Source organism: Pseudomonas sp. RG1 (assembly GCF_025910115.1).
In the GTDB taxonomy this organism is placed as follows: Bacteria; Pseudomonadota; Gammaproteobacteria; order Pseudomonadales; family Pseudomonadaceae; genus Aquipseudomonas; species Aquipseudomonas atacamensis.
On the sequence record NZ_JAPCIK010000013.1, the window covers coordinates 1 to 21,420 of the forward strand.

The window sequence follows — 21,420 nt, forward strand, 5'->3', positions numbered from 1 at the left end:
CGGACGTTAATCGTCGGCAGCGTCAGATGTGTATAAGAGACAGCATCAACGTTGGATGTGCTGAAGTCTTCGCGAGCAGGCTCGCTCCCACAGGGGGTTCGTGTCAGGCGGCCTGACGCAGTTGAGGTTTTATTGCGGCTTCACTGCGCACATCCGTTGGCCCAAACACCTCCCGAGGCTCAGGAAACAGGCGCAGCAGCGTCAGGTACACCACCGACGCCAGGCCCAATGTCACCGGCAAACTGATGTCGATGCCACCGGCCAATTCGCCCAGCGGGCCGACGAACTGCCCCGGCAGATTGACGAAGCACAGGCCGACCAGCGCACTCGGAATCCACGCCCCCAGACCGCGCCAGTTCCAGCCGTGGTTGAACCAGTAGCGTCCGCCCTGTTCGCCGCGAGTGAACACTTGCAGGTCATCCGGGCAGTAGAAGCCGCGCCGCACCAGCAGGCCGATAATCATGATCACCATCCACGGGGTGGTGCAGGTGATGATCAGCACGGCGAAGGTCGACACGCTTTGCACCAGGTTCGCCGCAAACCGGCCGATGAAGATGAAGGCGATCGACAGCACGCCGATCAGCAAGGTCGCCTTGACCCGGGAAAGCACGCGCGGGAACACGCTGGACATGTCCAGCCCGGTGCCATACAGCGACGTGGTGCCGGTGGACATGCCGCCAATCACCGCAATCAGGCACACCGGCAGGAAGAACCAGCTCGGCGACACGGCCAGCAAGCCGCCGACATAGTTGTTCGCGGCGATGTAGTCCGGCGCTTTGATCGCGACGATGGTGGCGGTGGCGAGGCCGAACAGGAATGGGATCAACGTTGCCAGTTGTGCGGCGATCACCGCCAGCATGATCCGGCCCTTCGGCGTCTCACGCGGGATGTAGCGCGACCAGTCGCCCAGGAACGCACCGAAGGAAATCGGGTTGCTCATCGCCACCAGCGCCGCGCCGATGAATGCCGCCCAGAACCCGGCCTGACCCAGCGCCACGCTGCCGGCGTACTGGCTGTCGAAAGCAGGGGCGAAGGCGAATATGCCGAGCAGGAACAACAGGCTCGCGGCCCACACCGCGATGCGGTTGACCCACAGCATGATGCGGAAACCGTAGATGCACACGGTCAGCACCAGCAGCGCGAACAGGCCGTAGGCCAGGCCCAGGGTCAGGTCGGTTTCCGGCAAATCGACGAGGCGTTTGGCGCCGCCGACCAGCGCATCACCCGAGCTCCACACTGACAGCGAGAAGAACGCGATCGCCGTCAGCAACGACAGGAACGACCCGACAATCCGCCCGTGCACGCCGAAGTGCGCACCGGAAGACACGGCGTTGTTGGTGCCGTTGAGCGGGCCGAACAGGCCCATCGGTGCGAGGATCAGCGCACCGACCACCACACCCAGCACAATCGCCCAGACACCGGCCTGAAACGACAGGCCGAACAGCACCGGGAAACTGCCGAGCACAGCGGTGGCAAACGTATTGGCGCCGCCGAAGATCAAGCGAAACAGGTCGCTGGGTCGGGCGTCGCGCTCATGATCCGGGATCTGTTCGACCCCGTTTGTTTCGATGCTGCTAAGGCTTTTTTCGTTGTTGTTGTTATTCATGATCTGCTCCGATCATCAGGCGCGCTCATCGTGCGTGAGCGTCACCATTGGCTAAGGGGGTGGCAGCCCTTCCGGCATTGCGGACAAATGTTCGTGACAGGCCAGCCATAGGCCTTGTTGTTCTAGGCTCGACGCTTGTCTTCTGAAAACAATCGTCTCGCGCTCCTGGCTGAAGTGTTGCTCCCCTTGCATGCGCAGCTCGGTGGCCACGTCATGGATGAAAATCGCCACGTCACCCTGCAGGCTGACGAAGGCGTTGCTCGAGGTGCACGACAGCACCTCGAATCCATCCTCGGCACGCCAGCGGTCCCACAACGCCTGATAGGCATCGCGCGACAGCAATGGCTGGTCGAGGGTGTAGAAAACGAAGCTGGCATCGGTGCTGAATGCGCCGAAGTAGGCTTCGCGATCGTTACGGGCAAACGCGGCGACCAACTCGGCGGCCGCGTGCAAAACCTGATCACGTGCGTGCATGACCCGACCCTCAGCGATGAACCACGCCAGGCAGTACGCAGAGCATTTCGTACAGCAGGTTGGCGGCCAGCAGCGAGGTGTTGCCGGTGGTGTCGTAAGCGGGCGAGACTTCTACCAGATCGCAACCGATCAGGTCGAGGCCCTGGCAGCCACGGACGATTTCGATCGCCTGAATGGTGGTCAGGCCGCCGATTTCCGGGGTGCCGGTGCCGGGCGCCCAGGCCGGGTCAATGCCATCGATATCGAAACTCAGATATACCGGACCGCCACCGACTTTCTCGCGCACTTCCGCCATCAGCGGCGCCAGCGACTTGTGCCAGCACTCTTCGGCCTGCACCACGCGGAAGCCCTGATCGCGGCTCCAGTTGAAGTCGTCGGCGGTGTAACCCTGGGCACGCAAACCGATCTGCACCACGCGGTCGCAATCGAGCAGACCTTCTTCGACGGCACGACGAAACGTGGTGCCGTGAGCGATCTTCTCGCCGAACATGTGATCGTTGACGTCAGCGTGCGCATCGATGTGCACCAGGCCAACCTTGCCGTGCTTTTTATGAATCGCGCGCAGGATCGGCAGGGTGATGGTGTGGTCGCCACCCAGCGTCATCGGGATAACGTTGTGCTCGAGGATGTTGTCGTAGGCTTCTTCGATGATGCGCACGGCGTCGAGCAGATTGAAGGTATTGATCGCCACGTCACCGATGTCGGCCACCGACAGCGAGTCGAACGGCGCGGCACCGGTGGCCATGTTGTACGGGCGGATCATCACCGATTCGGTGCGGATATCGCGCGGCCCGAAGCGCGTGCCGGGGCGCAGCGAAGTGCCGATGTCCAGCGGCACGCCAACGAAGGCAGCGTCGAGGCCGGCAGCGGTCGGTACATGGGGAAGTCGGAGCATGGTGGCGATGCCGCCGAAGCGCGGCATTTCATTGCCGCCCAGTGGTTGGTGAAGAATCTTGTCCACGGGTAGGGCCTCATCGTCTTTGTTTTATTTATGCCGGCGCGCCGTTGAGCACAGGTTCGGACGCCGCTGTGGGGCCGATCATGCGAAATGTAGTGACGAGGAAGAATCGCTACGGGCAAAAACTTAGTTCAGATTTTTCTAAACTAATGCCAGCCAGCGACTTAGACTTCGCACCACTGGAATCTCTGAAGATCTCACTCTGTGGGAGCGAGCCTGCTCGCGAAGAGGGCATGACAGTCAACTTCGATGGCGACTGACCCGACGCCTTCGCGAGCAGGCTCGCTCCCACAATGATCTCCATCGAACTGTGTATTCGCGCGTTACCTCGTGACCGGAGCAGAAATGGCCAACGCTTTACCCGACCTGAAACTCCTGCGCATCTTCGTCAGCGTCGTGCGCCATCAGGGTTTTGCCAATGCACAGCAGGAACTCAACCTGTCGACTTCGGCGATCAGCACCTACATGAGCCAGCTCGAAGCCGCGCTCGGTCTGGTGCTGTGCCATCGTGGGCGCGGTGGCTTCAGCCTGACCAGCAAAGGCGAGCTGTTCCATCAGGAAACCCTGCGCCTGCTCGCCGAGCTTGAAGGCTTCGAACAGTACGCCGCCGCGCTCAAGGGCGAACTGCGCGGCACGCTTAATCTCGGGGTGATCGATTCCACGGTCAGCGACAAGGCCCTGCCGTTTGCTGAAGCCATCGGCGCCTACAGCCAGGAACACCCGGCGGTGCATTTGCACCTGTCGGTGATGAGCCCTTATGAATTGCAGCTCGGCGTGCAGGACAATCGCCTCGATCTGGCCATCGGTGCGTTTTCCACGCGCATGAGCGGTCTGGTCTACATGCCGCTGTACCGCGAGCAGCACTGGCTGTATTGCAGCAGTCGACACCCGTTGTTCAACGAGCGGCGCATTCCCGAGCAGGTCATCACTCAGCAACGGATGGTCGGGCGCGGTTACTGGAGTCAGGCGGAACTGGCTCGGCACGGTTTCAAACACAGTGCCGCGACCGTGGAAAGTATGGAAGCGCAGCTGATTCTGGTGCTCTCCGGCGCCTACATCGGTTACCTGCCGGAGCACTACGCGCAGGCCTGGGCCGACAAGGGTGATCTGCGCGTTCTGCTGCCGGCGACCTTCGGTTATCAGGCGCCGTTTTCGATGATCATGCGCAGGGGCCGCAGCCGCGAGCCGCTGATCCAGACCTTCCGCGATTTGCTCAAAGCGCAATTGAATCAGGCGTAACCCATCATGTCCCGAGCCCAATGCCCGCGCTGCCTGCGCCCCCAGACCCACTGCCTGTGCCCGTTGATTCCGCACCTCGACAGCCGCACCCGAGTCTTGCTGCTGCAGCATCCGAGCGAGGTCAGTCACGCGCTGAATACCGCGCGGCTGGCGGCGCTGGGGCTGAGCAATGCCGAGCTGATTGTCGGCGAGGTATTCGAGGATTTGCCGAAACTGTTGAACCGGCCGGGCTATCAGGCGCGCTTGTTGTTTCCGGCTGAGGATGCGCAGCCGCTGCAGGTTTACGCGCCGAATGATCAGCCAATGTTGCTGGTCGTCCCCGACGGCACCTGGCGCAAGGCGCGCAAGATGCTGCACCTCAATCCGCTGCTGGCGGCGCTGCCACGGGTGACCCTGGCCGAGGGCGGCGTGTCGCGCTATCGCCTGCGCAAGGCGCCGGGGCCGGGGGCGCTGTCGACGATCGAGGCGATTGTGCAGGCGCTGGAAACCCTCGAAGCGCCGACGACGTTTGCGCCGTTGCTCAAGCCGTTTGAAGCGCTGATCGAAGGGCAGATTGCGGCGATGGGGGAGGAGGTTTTCCAGCGTAACCATGACGACAGATGATCGTTCCCACGCTCTGCGTGGGAATGCATCCAGTGACGCTCTGCGTCACTGTCGTGAAGGGACGCGGAGCGTCCCGGGCGGCATTCCCACGCGGAGCATGGGAACGATCATTGGCTAACGTTCGCGCATCGCCTCGGTCCGCGCTTTCAGCACCGGTTTGAGCAGGTAATCCAAGACGCTTTTCTCACCGGTGATAATGTCCACTGTCGCCACCATCCCCGGGATGATCAGCAGCGGTTTCACGTCGCCGCCCAGGTGATTCTTGTCGGTGCGCACCTGAATCAGATAGAAGCTGTTGCCCTTGTCATCGGTGATCGTATCGGCGCCGATCAGCTCGAGCTTGGCGCTCAGCCCGCCGTAAATCGTGTAATCGTAGGCGCTGAACTTGACCATGGCTTTCTGACCCGGATGCAGGAACGCGACGTCTTGCGGGCGGACCTTGGCTTCGATCAGCAGGTTGTCTTCCAGCGGCACGATTTCGACCATGTCGCTGCCCGGCTGGACCACGCCGCCGATGGTGTTGACCTTCATCTGCTTGATCACGCCACGCACCGGCGACGTCACCGTAGTGCGGCTGACGCGATCGTCGATGGCGATGCTCGACGCGGTGATTTTCGACAGGTCGGTGCGTTTCTCATTCAGCTCTTTGGCGGCCTCGGAACGAAAGGTCTGCTCGGATTCGTCGATCTTGCTGCGGATCTCGGCGATGGCCGATTCGGCGCGGGGAATCGCCAGCGTGGTGGCGTTCAGCGAACCACGGATCTCCACGGCACTGCGTCTGAGACGGAGAATTTCCACCGGTGACACAGCGCCGGTTTTGACCAGCGGTTCGGACATGTTCATCTCTTGTTGCAGCAGCGCAAGGCTGGAGCTGAACTGGCCTTGCTTGGAGCGAAACTCCGCCAGTTCCTGGGTCTTCTGCCGCAGCTGTTCGCTGAGGGTGCGCTGTTCGCTGGCCAAGCGGCGTTGGCGTTGCTCGTAAAGTGAGCGTTCGTCCTCGGCGACTTGCGGCGCTTTGGCGATGACTTCAGCGGAGAGTTTGAAGGGGCGTCCCTCGGCCTCTGCTGACAGCCGTTCAACCTGCGCGGTCAGCGCGTAACGGTCGGCCTCGCTCTCGCCCTTGTTCGAGCGAAAGCGCGTGTCATCCAGACGCAGCAGGGTGTCGCCCTTGCCGACCATCTGGCCTTCGCGAACGTAAATCTCGGTGACGATGCCGCCCTCAAGGTTCTGGATCACCTGAACCTTGCTCGACGGGATCGCTTTGCCTTCGCCCATGGTCACTTCTTCGAGCACGGCAAATTTGGCCCAGACCAGGGCGGCGATCAGCAGCGCTGCCGCCAGCCACACGGTGATCCGCGATTTGCGCGGCGAATCCTGCAATGCTGCGCCGGCGGTTTCCGGCATGAACTCGGCTTCGGCGCTTTTGCCGAAACTGTCGAAGTAACCGCGCTTGTTGCTATCGGAGGAAGCAGGCATGGCGTAACTCCTAGACCGCCGCCGAGCCGACACGGCCCTTGCGCAGTGCATCGATGACTGCTTCTTTCGGACCGTCAGCGACGACCCGGCCGTTGTCCAGCACCAGCAACCGGTCCACCAGGCTCAACATCGAGGTGCGGTGGGTGACCAGCAGCAGGGTTTTGCCTTGCACCCAGCCATGCAGTTTCTGCCGCAGCGCGTCTTCGCTGCTGTTGTCCATGGCGCTGGTGGGTTCGTCGAGCAGCATGATCGGTGGATCGAGCAGTAACGCGCGCGCCAGCAACACCGCCTGGCGTTGGCCGCCGGATAGCAGTTGTCCGCGTTCGCCCACCGGTCGGTCGAAGCCTTGCGGGTGTTGTCGGGCCAGTTCGGTGACGCCAGTCAGTTCGGCGACTTCGAGCATGCGTGAATCGCTGATGTAACGCGCGCCCAGGGTCAGGTTGTCGCGCAAGCTGCCGGCCAGCAGCGGCAGGTCGTGGGCGACATAACCGATCTGCTGGCGCAGGTCAGCCACGTCCAGTTGGCGCAGGTCGAGGCCGTCGAGCAGTAACTGGCCTTGTTCCGCTTCGTAGAAACCCATCACCAATCGCGCCAACGTGCTTTTGCCGGAGCCGCTGCGGCCGATGATGCCGACCCGCTCGCCGGCTTTCAGGCTGAAGCTGACCTCGCTCAGCGCCGGCGCATTCTGGCCGTTGTAGTGGAACGTCACGCCGCTGACGTCGAGGGCACCTTGCAGCTGCGTACGTTCCAGTGGCCGTTGTTTGCCGTCGCGCTCCTGCGGCAGCGCCATCAGTGCGTCGGTGCTTTTCATGGTCAGTTGCGCTTGCTGGTAGCGGGTGATCAGCCCGGCGATCTGGCCGAGCGGGGCGAGCACACGACTGCCAAGCATGTAGGTGGCAACCAGCGCGCCGACGCTGAGGTTGCCGGCAATGATGCTGTAGACCCCGGCCACAATCGTCGCCATCCCGGAAAACTGCTGGATGAACAGCGTGCCGTTGGTGGCCAGCGCCGACAGGTTGCGCGCATGGCTGTCGAGGCGGGTGAGGGCGCCGTGGGTGCTTTCCCATTTGTGCTGGCGCTCGCTTTCGGCGCCGCAGGCCTTGAGGGTTTCCAGACCGCCGAGGGTTTCGATCAGCACTGCCTGACGCTCGGCGCCGAGGCTCAGGCTTTTCTGCACGGTGTCACGCAGGCGCACCTGAATCGCCATGGCGAAGATGATGGTGATCGGAAACGCCAGCAGCGGAATCACCACCAGCCAGCCGCCGAGCAGGCCGATCACTACCAGCATCAACACCACGAAGGGCAAGTCGATCAGGCTGGTCAGGGTCACGGCAGTGAGAAATTCACGCAGGCCCTGGAAGTCGTGAATGCTCTGGGCAAAGCCGCCGATGGTCGCCGGCCGCGCTTTCATCGACATGCCGGTGATGCGCTCGAACAAGGTTGCCGAGAGGATCACATCGGTTTTCTTGCCGGCGGTGTCGAGCAGATGCGCACGCACCACGCGCAGCACCAGTTCAAAACCGGTGCCGATCAGCAAACCGATCGATAGCACCCACAGCGTCGAGGTCGCCTGATTGGGCACCACGCGATCGTAGGTCTGCATGACGAACAGCGGCACCATCAGGCCCAGCAGGTTGATCAGGAAACTGGCGAGGATCGCATCGCTGTACAGCCATTTCGACAGTTTCAGGGTGTCGCGAAACCACGCATTTACCCGTGGCACCAGCGGCGCGCGCAGGTCTTCGAGTTCGTGGCGCGGACGGGCGAACAAGGCCTGGCCGCTGTAGTGTTCGCTGAGTTCTTCGCGGCTGACCCATTGCTCGCCGCCGTCGGCTTCGCTGGGCAGCAGCAGGGCTTTGCCGTCCTCGCCAAAGCGCCGCAGCACGGCAGTGCGCCCGTCGTTGAGCAGCAGCAGGATCGGCAGGTTCAGCGGCGATATGTCTTTCAGGTCACGGCGCAATAACCGCGCCTGCAATCCGGCCCGCGCGGCTGCACGGGGCAGCAGATCGAGGCTCAGGCGTTGTTTGTTCAGAGGCAGCCCGGCGCTCAGGCTGGCACGACTGACCGTGGCGCCATGCAGTTTGCAGAGGATCAGCAGGCCGTCGAGTAACGGGTCGTCGAAGCTCAGGCGCGGATCGACCCCGGTGGCGCCGGGTTCCATGCTGGTCATAGTGATTGCCTCTGTTGAACGGGCTCGGTTATCGGATCGTTCCCACGCTCTGCGTGGGAATGCAGCCCGTGACGCTCCGCGTCACTGGACGCGGAGCGTCCCTTGAGGCATTCCTTTGCTGCGCGTGGGAACGATCAGGGCAAAGTCAGTTCCTGCACCGTTTATTTCAGTTCCGGCAGGCGCGCCTGGTTTTTCACTTCGGTCGTGGCAATCGCATCAGCCGGCAGCACCACGCGTTGCTTGCTCAGCAACTGGCCCATGTTCGCCAGCACGCGGTACATCGAGTATTCCTCGGTGTAGCGGATTTCGGTGTAGCGACGGTTGGCGTTGTACAGCTCGTTTTCGCTGTCGAGCAGGTCGAGCAGGGTGCGTTGGCCGAGGCCGAACTGGTCCTGATAAGCGGCGCGCACGCGTTTGGTGGTTTCTGCGTACTCGCGAGCGGTCGGCGTCTGCTTCTTGGCATTTTCCATGGCGTTCCAGGCCAGACGAATGTTCTCGTTGAGCTGACGCAGGGCGTTGTTGCGGATGTCCATCGCCTGGTTGATGTCGTGGGCATTCGCGGCCAGACGTGCCTTGTCGCTGCCGCCACGGAACAGGTTGTAGTTCATCACCACACCGACACGCCATTCGTTGTCGTGGCCTTCGTCGCCCTGCACGTTGTTGTTTGCGCCGACTGCTGCTTCGGCATCGAAGCGCGGGTAGAACGGCGACTTGGCCACTTCGTACTGGCTCTCGGCGGACTGCACGTCAGCCTGGGCCGATTTCAGGTACGGGTTGTTGTCGACCATGCTCTGCTGCGCTTCACGCAGGTCCGGCGGCATCTCACCGCGAGTCGAGGCCGGTGTTTCCAGCTCATCGGGCATGCGTCCGACCACGCTGTAGAAATTCGATTCGGCGTCGGCCAGATCGACTTCGGCGGTGTCGAGGTTGTTCTGCGCCAGTGCACGACGGGCAACCGATTGATCGGAGTCGGCGGTGCTGCCGATGCCGCGCTCGGTGCGCAGGCCGATCTGATCGTTGACGCGCAAGTGCGCCTGCAGGTTGTTTTTCGCCAGCGTCACCAGTTCACGCCGCTTGAGCACTTCGAGGTAGACCTCGATGGTGCGCAGGGCCAGGTCCTGTGCGGTGCCTTGCGCGTAGTAGGCGCGCGAATTGGACACGCCCTTGGTGCGCTCGACCTCGTTGGCGGTGTTGAAGCCGTCGAAGATCATCTGCCGCAAGCGCAGTTCGGACTGGGTGTAATTGAGGATTTCGGTGTTGTGGTTACCGAAAGCGCGGGTATTGGTGTTGTCGCTGTAACCGCGACCGTAGGCAGCGTTCAGATCGACCGACGGATAAAACCCGCCTTTTGCCACTTTGACCTGTTCATCCGCAGACAGACGAGCGTCCACGCGCGAAGCCAGTTCCGGGTGGGTCGCGATGGTGCTCTGAATCGCCTCGGTGAGGTTCATCGCCTGGGCTTGGGAAGTGCAAGCCATGGCCAGCAAAACCGCGCTGCAGAGGGGGGTTAGAACGCGCATGGGTGCATCTCCCTGGATCTCAATGTTGTGTTACTGTCGCCAAATATTTGACGTAAATTTAGGGTGTAAGCGTTTCACTCTTGTAACAACAGAGCTAAGAACATCCTAGAGCGTAGCTAAGAAAAAATTTTCATAAGGTTTATTCCAAAAAAAACTTATGCGGTTTTTCAAAAGCAGCACATTGTTCAGCTCGAAAGCCTTTGTTTTATGCGCTTTAGGGAGCTCGAAAAGGCTTGAGGAAAGTTCCATTCACTTTGCGAGACACTGCGAAGTACTGCTGAAGGGGAGGGACGCGTAACGGCGAATGAGCGACAGATTTTTGTCACTCGGGTGATTCACCACCGTTACGTAGCGCTAGTGGGTCGATGGATTGAACAGGGTTGGCAAGTGCTTGATAGCGCTGACAATTCACTTCAAACCGGGCCTGCGAAACGAACTGTCGAGGGTGCGAGCGTCGCCCCCGGCAACCCGATTGAGCCATGGGCTGCTTCGCGAACCAGTGCCGACGGTGGTCGGCAGCGGAGGATTTCACATGGCAACGCTCATCGGTACGGTCACAAAAGTCATTGGTCAGGTGTTCGCCCAGGCGAGCGACGGCATCAAGCGTCCGTTGTTCGAAGGCGATCGTTTGTACGCTGGCGATCAACTGATCACCGGCGCGGAAGGCGCGGTGGCAGTGAAACTGCAAAACGGCGAGGAATTGACCCTCGGCCGGGGCAGCAGCATCACCATGACCGGGCAATTGCTGGCCGACCAGGCTGTCCCGGTGAACGTCGACGAAGCGCAGACCCCGAGCCAGGCGCAACTGACCGATGTCGAGCAGATCCAGCAAGCCATCGCCGCCGGTGAAGACCCAAGCAAAACTGCCGAAGCCACTGCCGCCGGCCCCAACGCGCCCACCGGCAATACCGGTGAACTGGGCGGCGGGCACAGCTTCGTTCTGCTCACCGAAGTCGGCGGCCGAGTCGATCCGATCATTGGTTTCCCCACCGCTGGCTTCAACGGTATTCCCGAATTTCCCGAGTATCGTCGCGACGCGGACATCGACAATGGCGACGACACGCCAGCGCCGGTCGTGGTGCCACCGCCACCGGTGAACAATCCGGTCATCCTCAAGGGCCTCGACGCGGCGCGCGGTGAACTCAATCTCAATGAAGCCAATCTGCCGACCGGCTCGGCGGCCAATCCAGGCGCGCTGACGCAAAGTGGCAGCTTCACGGTCTCGGCAGCGGATGGTTTGAACAGCCTGAGCATCGGCGGCATCAACGTGATTGTTGGCGGCGTGCCGATCGGCTTTCCCCAGTCGATCACCACGCAACTGGGCAACACCCTGACCATCACCGGTTACAACGCGGCGACCGGCACGGTCAGCTACAGCTACACCCTCAACGGCAACGAAACCCACGCGGCCGGCGACGGCGTGAACAATCTCAGCGAACAGTTCACCGTGATCGCCACCGACAGCAATGGCGACAGCGCCACTGGCACGCTGGACGTGAATATCACCGACGACGTGCCCAAAGCGTTTGATGACGCCAACGGCGTTGCCTCGGAAACCTTGCTGACCCTGACCGGCAACGTCCTCACCAACGACATACAAGGTGCCGACCGCGTACCCACCGGACCGGTCACGCCGGGTACTTTCACCGGTACTTACGGCACCTTGATTCTGAACGCCGACGGCACTTACACCTACACGCTCAATACCAGCGATGCCGATTTCAAAGTCTTGACCGGCGGTGGCAACGGAACCGAAACCTTCGCCTACACGATCACTGATGCCGACGGCGATTCCAGCACTGCCAATCTGGTTCTGCAGATCCACAACAACGACGATCCTGTAATCATCGATGGCCTGAACGTCGCCGGTGGCGAGCTTACGATCTACGAAAAAAACCTCAGCGACGGCAGCGCCCCGGACACTGGCGCGCTGACACAAAACGGCACCTTCACCATCACCGCACTGGACGGCGTGACCACGCTGACTGTTGGTGGAATTGCCGTGGTGACCAATGGCGTTGCCGCAGGCTTCCCGCAATCGATCACCACGCCACTGGGCAGCACGCTGACGATTACTGGTTTCAACGCTGCAACCGGCGTGGTCAGTTACAGCTACACCCTGGCTGATAACGAAGCGCATCCGAACGCCAATGGCGCGAACAATCTGCCTGAGCAGTTCGCGGTCACGGTCGTTGATGACAACGGCACTACCGCCACCGGGACCCTCGACGTCAACATCGTCGACGATGTGCCAAAGGCCAACGATGACAGCAACGGCACTGCCTCGGAAAGCCAACTGACCCTGACCGGCAACGTCCTGACAAACGACGTGCAAGGTGCCGACCGCGTACCCACCGGTCCAGTCACGCCGGGCACTTTCACTGGTACTTTCGGAACGTTGGTTCTGAACGCCGACGGCACTTACACCTACACGCTCAATACCAGCGATGCCGATTTCAAAGCCTTGACCGGCGGTGGAAACGGCACAGAGACCTTCGCCTACACCATCACTGATTCCGACGGCGATTCCAGCACTGCCAATCTGGTTCTGCAGATCCACAACAACGACGATCCAGTAATCATCGACGGCCTGAACGTCGCCGGTGGCGAGCTCACGGTTTACGAAAAAAACCTCAGCGACGGCAGCGCCCCGGACACTGGCGCACTGACGCAAAACGGCACGTTCACCATCACCGCACTGGACGGCGTCACCACGCTGACTGTTGGTGGAATTGCCGTGGTGACCAATGGCGTTGCCGCAGGCTTCCCGCAATCGATCACCACGCCACTGGGCAGCACGTTGACGATTACTGGTTTCAACGCTGCAACCGGCGTGGTCAGTTACAGTTACACCTTGGCTGATAACGAAGCGCATCCGAACGCCAACGGCGCGAACAATCTGCCTGAGCAGTTCGCGGTCACGGTCGTTGATGACAACGGCACCACCGCCACCGGTACCCTCGACGTGAACATCGTCGATGACCTGCCGAAAGCCAACGACGACAGCAACGGTACCGCCTCGGAAAGCCAACTGACCCTGACCGGCAACGTCCTGGCCAACGACGTGCAAGGCGCCGACCGCGTACCGACCGGCCCAGTCACGCCGGGCACTTTCACCGGCACGTTCGGCACTTTGGTTCTGAACGCCGACGGCACTTACACCTACACGCTGAATACCAGCGATGCCGATTTCAAAGCCTTGACCGGCGGCGGTAACGGCACCGAAACGTTCGCCTACACCATCACCGATGCCGACGGCGATACCAGCACTGCCAATCTCGTATTGAACATCCACAACAACGACGATCCGGTGCTGCTCAATGGCCTCGACGTCAACGGCGGCGAACTTACCGTCTACGAAAAAAACCTCAGCGACGGCACCAGCCCCAACACCCCGGCGCTGACCCAGAACGGCACTTTCACCGTCAGCGCTCTCGATGGTCTGCAGACCCTCACAGTCGGCGGCATCGCCGTGATCACCAATGGCGTGGCCGCAGGTTTCCCGCAATCAGTGATCACGCCGCTTGGCAGCACCTTGACCATCAGCGGTTATGACCCGGCGACCGGCGTGGTCAGCTACAGCTACACCCTGGCCGACAACGAAGCTCATCCAACCGCCAACGGCGCCAACAGCCTCACCGAGAACTTCGACGTGGTGGCGACGGACACCGATGGCAGCACCGCCAGCGGCCAGATCAACGTCAACATCGTTGATGATTTGCCGACCGCGCATGCGGACGCGGCTTCGGTGGCGGAGGGTGGCACCGTCAGCGGCAACGTACTCAACAACGATGTCGGCGGCGCGGATGGCCCGGCGATTACCGGCGCAGTGGTCGGCGTGCGTGCCGGTGCCGACACCTCGACTTCGGCCATCGGCGGACTCAATTCGCAGATCAACGGCACCTACGGCTACCTCACGCTTGATGCCAACGGCAACGCCGTTTATCACAGCAATCCGAACACGGTGAACGGCCCGGGCGCGGTGGATGTGTTCACCTACACCGTGCGCGATGCCGACGGTGACGAAAGCACCACGACGATCACCATCGACGTCTACAACAGCTGCCTGAAAGCGGTCAGCGACACTGACGTCACCGTCTACGAAAAAGCCCTCGACCTGAACCAGGATGGCCAGGATCTGGCGGCGGGCAGTGTGGTCGGCAGCGATCCGAACAGCACTGGCGAAACCGCTTCCGGCACACTGGTCGGCTCGGTCACCGGCGCGGTCGGCGCGATCAGTTATGCGCTGGTTGGCAGTGCCACCGGCAACTACGGGCAGATCGTTCTCAATGCCAATGGCACTTACACCTACACGCTCACTTCGCCAGCGACCACTACGCCGCACGCCGACGACGGCGCCAACAGCCTGAGCGAAACCTTCACCTATCAGGCCACCGATTCGCTGGGCAATGTCGTCACCAGCACGATCGTTGTGAGCATCGTCGATGACGTGCCGAAGGCGCTGAATGACAGCAATGCCGACAGCGCAACAGAAGTCCAGGTGACCCTGACCGGCAACGTCCTCGACAACGACGTGCAGGGCGCCGACCGCGTCGCCAGCGGCCCGGTAACCGCCGGTACTTTCACTGGCACTTACGGCACGCTGGTGCTCAACGCCAACGGCACTTACACCTACACGCTGGACGCCAACGACGCCGATTTCAAAAACCTCCAGGGCGGCGGCAACGGCACGGAAACCTTCGCCTACAGCATCACCGACGCGGACGGCGACACCAGCACCGCCAACCTGGTGCTGAACATCCATAACAACGACGATCCGGTGTGCCTCGACGGCCTCGATGTGAAGGGCGGCGAAATCACCGTCTACGAGAAAAACCTCAGCGACGGCAGCAGCCCCAACACTTCGGCGCTGACCCAGAGCGGCAGCTTCACCGTGACTGCGCTTGATGGCCTGCAAACCCTCACGGTCGGCGGCATTGCGGTGATCAGCAATGGCGTCGCCGCCGGTTTGCCGCAATCGGTGGTCTCGCCACTGGGCAGCACCTTCACCATCACCGGTTACGATCCGGCCTCCGGCGTGGTCAGTTACAGCTACACCCTGGTCGACAACGAAGCCCATCCGAACGCCAACGGTGCCAACAGCCTCAGCGAGAGCTTCGACGTGGTCGCCACTGATACCGATGGCAGTACCGCCAGCGGTCAGATCAACGTCAACATCGTCGACGATCTGCCGACTGCCAACGCCGATACCGGCTCGGTAGCGGAGGGCGGCACGGTCAATGTCAGTGTGCTCGGCAATGACCTCAGCGGTGCCGACGGCGCCGCCACGGTGGTCGGCGTGCGCGCCGGCAGCAACACCGCGACGTCAGCCAGCGGCGGGCTCAACGGCAACATCAACGGCAACTACGGCTACCTGACCCTCGACGCGGCGGGCAACGCGGTTTACCACAGCAACCCGAACTCGGTGAGCCCGCCGGGCGCGACCGACACGTTCACCTACACCATCCGTGACAGCGATGGCGACGAAAGCACCACAACGCTGACCATCAATGTCGCCGACAGCAAACTGGTCGCCGCGGTCGATCAGGATGTCACGGTCTACGAAAAAGCCCTCGACCTGAACAAGGATGGCCAGGATCTCGCCGCCGGCACAGTGACCGGCAGCGAACCGGGCAACACCGGCGAAACCGCCAGCGGCACGCTGGTCGGTTCGGTCAGTGGTGGCAGCGGCGCGATCACGTACACCCTGGTCGGCAACGCCACCGGCAGCTACGGGCAACTGGAGCTCAACGCTGACGGCACCTACACCTACACGCTGACCTCGGCGCCGAAAACCGCGCCGAGCGCCAACGACGGGTCGAATACGCTCAGCGAAACGTTCACCTACAAAGCCACCGATGCGCTGGGTAACAGCACCACCAGCACGCTTGTGGTGAACATCGTCGACGATGTGCCGAAAGCCGTTGCCTCGGATCGCTCGGTTACCGCAGTGGAGATCGATTCGAACATCCTCATCGTCCTCGACATCTCCGGCAGCATGGCCGATCCCTCTGGCGTGCCGGGCCTGTCGCGGCTGGCACTGGCCAAGCAGGCCATTGGCGCCTTGCTCGACAAGTACGATGATCTGGGCGATGTGAAAGTGCAGTTGGTGACGTTCAGCAGCAATGCCGCCGACCGCACCACGGTGTGGGTCGATGTCGCTACTGCCAAGACATTGCTCGCCGGCCTCAACGCCGGCGGCGGCACCAACTACGATGCTGCCGTATCGGTAATGCAGACCGCGTTCAACACCTCCGGCAAACTCACCGGGGCACAGAACGTCGGCTACTTCTTCTCCGACGGCAAGCCCAACGAGGGCGACATCGGCACGGCTGACGAAGCCGCGCTGAAAAACTTCCTCGACGCCAACAACATCAAGAACTACGCCATTGGTCTGGGCAGTGGCGTGAGCAACGCCAACCTCGATCCGCTGGCCTACGACGGCATCAACCACACCAATACCAATGCGGTGGTGGTCACCGATCTCAATCAGCTCAACTCGGTATTGTCCGGCACCGTGCAGGGCGCGCCGGTCACCGGTTCGCTGCTGGGCGAGGGCGGTTCGTTCGGCGCCGATGGCGGTTTCATCAAGTCGATCGTGGTCGACGGCACGACCTACACCTACGATCCGAAAGCCCTCAGTGGCCAGGGTTCGTTGACCGCGAGCGGCGGCGTCAACCACGGCACTTTCAATACCGCCAACAACAGCGTCAGTATCGCCACCAACAACAGCGGCACGCTGGTGGTCAACCTCGATACCGGCGAATACAGCTACACCTCGCAGAAAACCACCGCCGTGGTCATCACCGAAAACATCGGTTTCACCGTCAGCGACAACGACGGCGATCTGGCCAGCTCCACCCTGACGGTGAAAGTGATCCCCAACGCGCCGCCAGTGGCGATGGACGATCACGTCATCACCAACGTGCTCTCGGGCAACATCGTGGTGCCGGGTGAACTGCTGCTGGCCAATGACAGCGATCCGAACGGCGACACCCTCAACGCCACGCCAACCAGCTTCAACACCGGTTGGGTTTCCAAAGCGGCGGACTTCACCGGTACCGGCCTGATCGGTTTCACTGGGCAGAACAATAATGCGGCCAACCAGAACCTGGCCAATGTGCGCAGCGCCTTCAGCGCCAATGCCGCGACCATGACCGCCGTGCTGGTAGTCAGCGGTTATCTGGGCATGGTGAGCAACAGCAATGCCAACGATGAAGACCGCATTACCGTCAATCTGCGCCAGGGCGAAACCCTCAATCTGGATCACAATCTGGGTGCCGGTAAGATCAGCATGGAGTATTCGCTCGACGGCGGTGCCTGGATGGCGCTGGCGGACGGGCAAACGCTTACCGCCTCGGCGGATGGCGTCTACCAGATTCACATCACCAACATTGGTAATGGTGGCGGCAACCCGAACGCGGCCGAAAACTACCAGTTGACCATGACCCTCAACTACGCCGCGGCCCATGACATCACACCCGACTACCACGGCACTTACACCGCCAACGACAACCACGGCGGCAGCGACACGGCCAACGTCAGCATCAGCTATCAGGACGGCCACACCTTGACCGGCACTGCTGGCGACGATGTGTTGGTAGCGGGCAGTGGCAACAATGTGATCAACGCCGGCGACGGCAATGACGTGCTCAGCGCAGGCTCCGGCAACAACGAAATGCACGGCGACGGCGGTAACGATTTGCTCTACAGCGGCGCCGGCAACGACCTGCTCGACGGCGGCACTGGCAGCGACACCGCCAGCTACGCCCACGCCACGGCCGCGGTCACCGTCAATCTCGGCCTGCTCGGTGCGCAAAACACCCTCGGCGCCGGTACTGACACCTTGACCGGCATCGAAAACCTGCTCGGCTCGAACTTCAACGACAGCCTCACCGGCGACGGCAACAACAACGTGATCAACGGTGGCCTCGGCAACGACTTCCTCAATGGCGGCGCTGGCGATGACTATCTGATCGGTGGCATGGGCAACAATACGCTGACGGGCGGGGCAGGGGCCGACACCTTCCAGTGGCTCAAGGGCAACAGCGGCCATGACCTGATTACCGATTTCACCCCCGGTACCGACAGGCTCGATCTGTCGCAACTGCTGCAAGGCGAAAACGCCAGCACCGCGTCGCTGGACGACTATCTGCACTTCACCGTCAGCGGCAGCGGCGCCTCGGTGATGACCAGCATCGACGTCAGCGCCATGGCCGGCGCCGCGCCGAGCCAGACCATCGACCTGGCCGGCGTCAACCTCGCCAGCCATTACGGCGTGACACCGGGGGCGGGCGGCATGGTGGCTGGGGGGCATGACACGGCGACGATCATCAGCGGCATGCTTAATGATCATTCGTTGAAGGTGGATACGGTTTGACCTGAGGTCTGAAACGACAAAACCCGCCGCCCCGGTTGTTTCGGGGGCGGCGGGTTTTGTCTGTCTGTAGAGACGTGTTGTCTTTAAGTCAGCCTTCGCGAGCAGGCTCGCTCCCACAGGGGAGTGCGGTGAAACTGTGGGAGCGAGCCTGCTCGCGAAGAGGCCGGCTTGCACAGCGCATAATTCAGCCGACCTGCACCAACTGCAGATTATCTGACACCCAATCCACCGCCCGATACCCTTCCCATGCAAATCGCCTTCCGACAAACGGTAGCAATACCTGTAATTTCTGACAGTAGGCAGGTCCATCCCTCCGGCATCTAATGAAGCCATCCCGACAGCGCTTGAACTGCGCTGTACCGCCGCTTATCGAGGAAGGCTGGAATGGCCAAGCGAAAGAACCCAGTCGGTCAGCCTGATCAGAACACCCCGGTTTCCTGGGGCAGGTCGGTCGAAGTGACGGTACCGGCCGTGCTTGATCCTGCCGATCCCAAAGGTCTTTTGCCGCTCAAAGCGCTGGGCGACGACCTGATCGTGACGTTCATGGATTTTGATCAAGGTCCGGCGCCTGACGAGTCGGATCTGGTCGAACTGGGCTTCATGTCCAAAAACGGAGCGTTCAGAAAGGTTGACGAACGCTGGTATCCGACCAATGTTCCCATTACGTTCCCGCAAGCCCTGAAGGTGCCTCGCGATTTACTGTCAGAAGGTGTCTACGAAGTCGCAATCCAGATCTCGATCTACGGAAGCAACCCGAATGAAGGCCCTCGCAAAACCCTGACCATCGACACCACGAAACCCAACTTCGGAAACAAACCGGCCGCGGCCGAGTTTCCCCCCGAGTTGAATGGCACGATCACTGAAACCTTCCTGACTCATGAGGGGGAGGTCAGTGTGCTGGTGCCTTGGTACGACGATGCCGAGGCGCTGGATCGGGCGCCGTATTACTGGACCAGCGAAGCCATTCCGCCAGACTCTGAAACAGCCATCCGCGAGCAGGAGTTCAGCGTTGAAGATATCCGCGACAAACGCTTACGCATAACTGTGTACGCGGATGAAATTCGATCGTGGGGCTCTGGCACACGTTATTTTTATTACCACCTGAGGGACAGGGCCGGAAACGAAGGCCCGAATTCCTTTCTTTCGGCTATCGAGGTTGATCTGTCGCCTGCACCGGGGGCACTGCTGCCACCCCGAGTGCCGCTGTCACCCAGGGGGCTGGTCGATCGCCAGCAAGCCCGTGACGATGTCGTAGTGGAAGTCGACGAATACGACTTTGCCGATCCCGGCCACTGGCTGGCCGTTTTCTGGGACGACACCCCGCTCACTGAAGTTCCTGTCGACCCCTCTGCCTTTCCGTTGTCGGTTCCCGTGCCATGGCCGATCCTGCAGGCCAAGGGCGATGGACCCTTGCGGGCCAAGGTCTATTACAGGATTCGCCAGGGAACAACCTATGGGCCACCCTCGCCGACCATTTCGGTGGCAGTGAACCTGACGCTGGCAGGTCAGGATCACGCCAAGGCGCCGGCATTGATCAACGAAGGTCTTGCACTGGTTGAGGTGTACGGCGAAGAGAGTCAAACCCTCAATACTTTGCTGACGGACGATTTTGGTTTGCCGGCCAGCGTGTTGCTGCCTCTGTACGACGCACCCGAACAGGGACAGTTACTGGAACTGCACTGGGGAAGCTACCCCGGCGTCGTCGCGTTTTATGAAGTGAAACCAGGCGATGCTGCCGGTAAACCCGTCAGGTTTTCCGTGCCCTGGAATGTTATCGATACCGACAAGGAGAATCCGGCATTGCCGGTTTGGTACACCACCAGCAACGGTGTGAACCAGCAACAGTCGTTACCGACCCGGGTGGCGGTATCGATAGTGGTGATCGAGGGGTTGAAGGAGGTTGTGTTTCCGCATGCGAACAGGGATGGCGTATTGCACTGTTGCAGTCGGCCCAGGCTCTGGGAGGGCGTCACGGTAAGAGTCAAATCTGACCCGCTTATCGAGCAGGGCGACACGCTGACGGTGTGCTGGCAGGGCAGCACCGGACTCAATGGCAGCGAGCCCATCAAAGGTACTTACGGTGAAATTGAAAAAGAGCTCACAACACTGCCGCCGGGCGAAGACATCGATATTGTCGTCGAGGATTACGACCGGTTGGTTGCGCCCATGGTCAACAACGGTTCTGCGCTGGTTTATTACCGGTTGAAAAAAAGCATGGGCGGTCGGGGGATATCCAAAAAGGAGTTTGTGATCATCAATCGCACCATGCCCAGTGGCGCAGTATGTTCACCTACCAATGATTTGTGCGAAGAGAACTGAAGTATTAGCAAATTATGCAGTGTGGTTAATTGCCGGCATTTCTCTGGAAGTTTGTATTGGGGTTGGAGGGTCGGTGCGTTCATAAAACAGGAGAGCTTACAATGAGTAACTTGAAAGTACTGTCCAAGGCAGAGGCTGCCCGTAAAAAAGTTTTTGATTTGCGTCAAGCCCTGAGTACCCGTTCGGGTACTCCTCCTGAAGTTGAAGACTTGCTGCCGGCCCTGCCGGGTGACAATGTCAGGAAACTTCAGGCGGCGCGTCAGGGCACAGACTGCAAGGTGATAATTACCTCCATGGTAGTGCCGCCGGGCTCAGCCCCACGTGAAACATTTGTCGCATTGCAGAAAGATTCAGTAGTTGTTTCGAGGTGGGAAGAGGTTCCCATCCCCCCGCCTACAATTTTCGAAATAATTTTACCTGCAAAGGAAACCGCAACGCCGGGTCCTTTTCGCTTGACTTATATAGTTGATTACGGTGGCAACCAAAATACTTCTGATACCTTTGAGTTCTTCATCGACACTGTCGCGCCTAATCATGGTGCACCTGGAGGTAAAGCGGAACCGCCCGCAGAAATCATTGATGGTGTGTTGACCCGAGAAATTCTTGATGCGCTGGTTGATGTAACGATGACCATCCCGATGACCTAACGATGTCAAGCAGGGGGATATCTATACT

General features: G+C 60.9%; 11 protein-coding genes. 5 read left to right on the top strand and 6 right to left on the bottom strand.

Translation table 11 applies throughout. From position 1 onward, the window contains the following. Positions 1-103 precede the first annotated feature (103 nt). From OK411_RS08435 to speB, 3 genes are read right to left on the bottom strand one after another with little or no spacing between them, the layout of a single operon-like run. Positions 104-1,606, bottom strand: coding sequence for a purine-cytosine permease family protein (locus OK411_RS08435; protein ID WP_071174741.1), 1,503 nt, complete (start codon positions 1,604-1,606; stop codon positions 104-106). 51 nt (positions 1,607-1,657) lie between these two features. Continuing rightward, the gene (locus tag OK411_RS08440) at positions 1,658-2,080 is read right to left on the bottom strand and encodes a YybH family protein (protein ID WP_076566508.1); all 423 of its coding nucleotides are present in this window, start codon (positions 2,078-2,080) and stop codon (positions 1,658-1,660) included. Between the two features lie 10 nt (positions 2,081-2,090). Then, complete coding sequence (gene speB / locus OK411_RS08445) at positions 2,091-3,041, bottom strand: agmatinase (RefSeq protein WP_003222717.1); 951 nt, start codon at positions 3,039-3,041, stop codon at positions 2,091-2,093. 342 nt (positions 3,042-3,383) lie between these two features. Between speB and OK411_RS08450 the strand changes: the two genes are divergently transcribed. Both OK411_RS08450 and OK411_RS08455 read left to right on the top strand, forming a co-directional pair. Beyond that, positions 3,384-4,277: a LysR family transcriptional regulator gene (locus OK411_RS08450; protein ID WP_007956593.1), complete on the top strand. Its 894-nt coding sequence runs from the start codon at positions 3,384-3,386 to the stop codon at positions 4,275-4,277. A 6-nt stretch (positions 4,278-4,283) separates the two neighbouring features. After that, complete coding sequence (locus tag OK411_RS08455; RefSeq protein WP_136492172.1) at positions 4,284-4,880, top strand: tRNA-uridine aminocarboxypropyltransferase; 597 nt, start codon at positions 4,284-4,286, stop codon at positions 4,878-4,880. Positions 4,881-4,994: 114 nt separating this feature from the next. Here OK411_RS08455 and OK411_RS08460 read toward each other — a convergent pair whose 3' ends face one another. The 3 genes from OK411_RS08460 to OK411_RS08470 form a co-directional block, all read right to left on the bottom strand. Next, complete coding sequence (locus OK411_RS08460) at positions 4,995-6,356, bottom strand: HlyD family type I secretion periplasmic adaptor subunit (protein ID WP_016771147.1); 1,362 nt, start codon at positions 6,354-6,356, stop codon at positions 4,995-4,997. A 10-nt stretch (positions 6,357-6,366) separates the two neighbouring features. Further along, complete coding sequence (locus tag OK411_RS08465) at positions 6,367-8,526, bottom strand: type I secretion system permease/ATPase (RefSeq protein ID WP_110601996.1); 2,160 nt, start codon at positions 8,524-8,526, stop codon at positions 6,367-6,369. A gap of 161 nt (positions 8,527-8,687) precedes the next feature. After that, positions 8,688-10,046 (bottom strand): TolC family outer membrane protein, encoded by a 1,359-nt coding sequence (locus OK411_RS08470; protein WP_016771146.1) that lies wholly within the window; start codon positions 10,044-10,046, stop codon positions 8,688-8,690. A gap of 532 nt (positions 10,047-10,578) precedes the next feature. On the opposite strand from OK411_RS08470, the gene OK411_RS08475 reads away from it, so the two are divergent. The 3 genes from OK411_RS08475 to OK411_RS08485 all read left to right on the top strand — a co-directional run bounded on the left by OK411_RS08475 (position 10,579) and on the right by OK411_RS08485 (position 21,392). Continuing rightward, positions 10,579-18,426 carry a retention module-containing protein gene (locus OK411_RS08475; RefSeq protein WP_264364731.1) on the top strand — a complete coding sequence of 2,616 codons (7,848 nt, stop codon included), beginning with the start codon at positions 10,579-10,581 and terminating at the stop codon, positions 18,424-18,426. Positions 18,427-18,810: 384 nt separating this feature from the next. Then, complete coding sequence (locus OK411_RS08480; RefSeq protein ID WP_136492175.1) at positions 18,811-20,745, top strand: hypothetical protein; 1,935 nt, start codon at positions 18,811-18,813, stop codon at positions 20,743-20,745. 101 nt (positions 20,746-20,846) lie between these two features. Beyond that, on the top strand, positions 20,847-21,392 hold the full coding sequence (locus tag OK411_RS08485; RefSeq protein ID WP_264364732.1) for a hypothetical protein: 546 nt from the start codon (positions 20,847-20,849) through the stop codon (positions 21,390-21,392). Positions 21,393-21,420 lie beyond the last annotated feature (28 nt).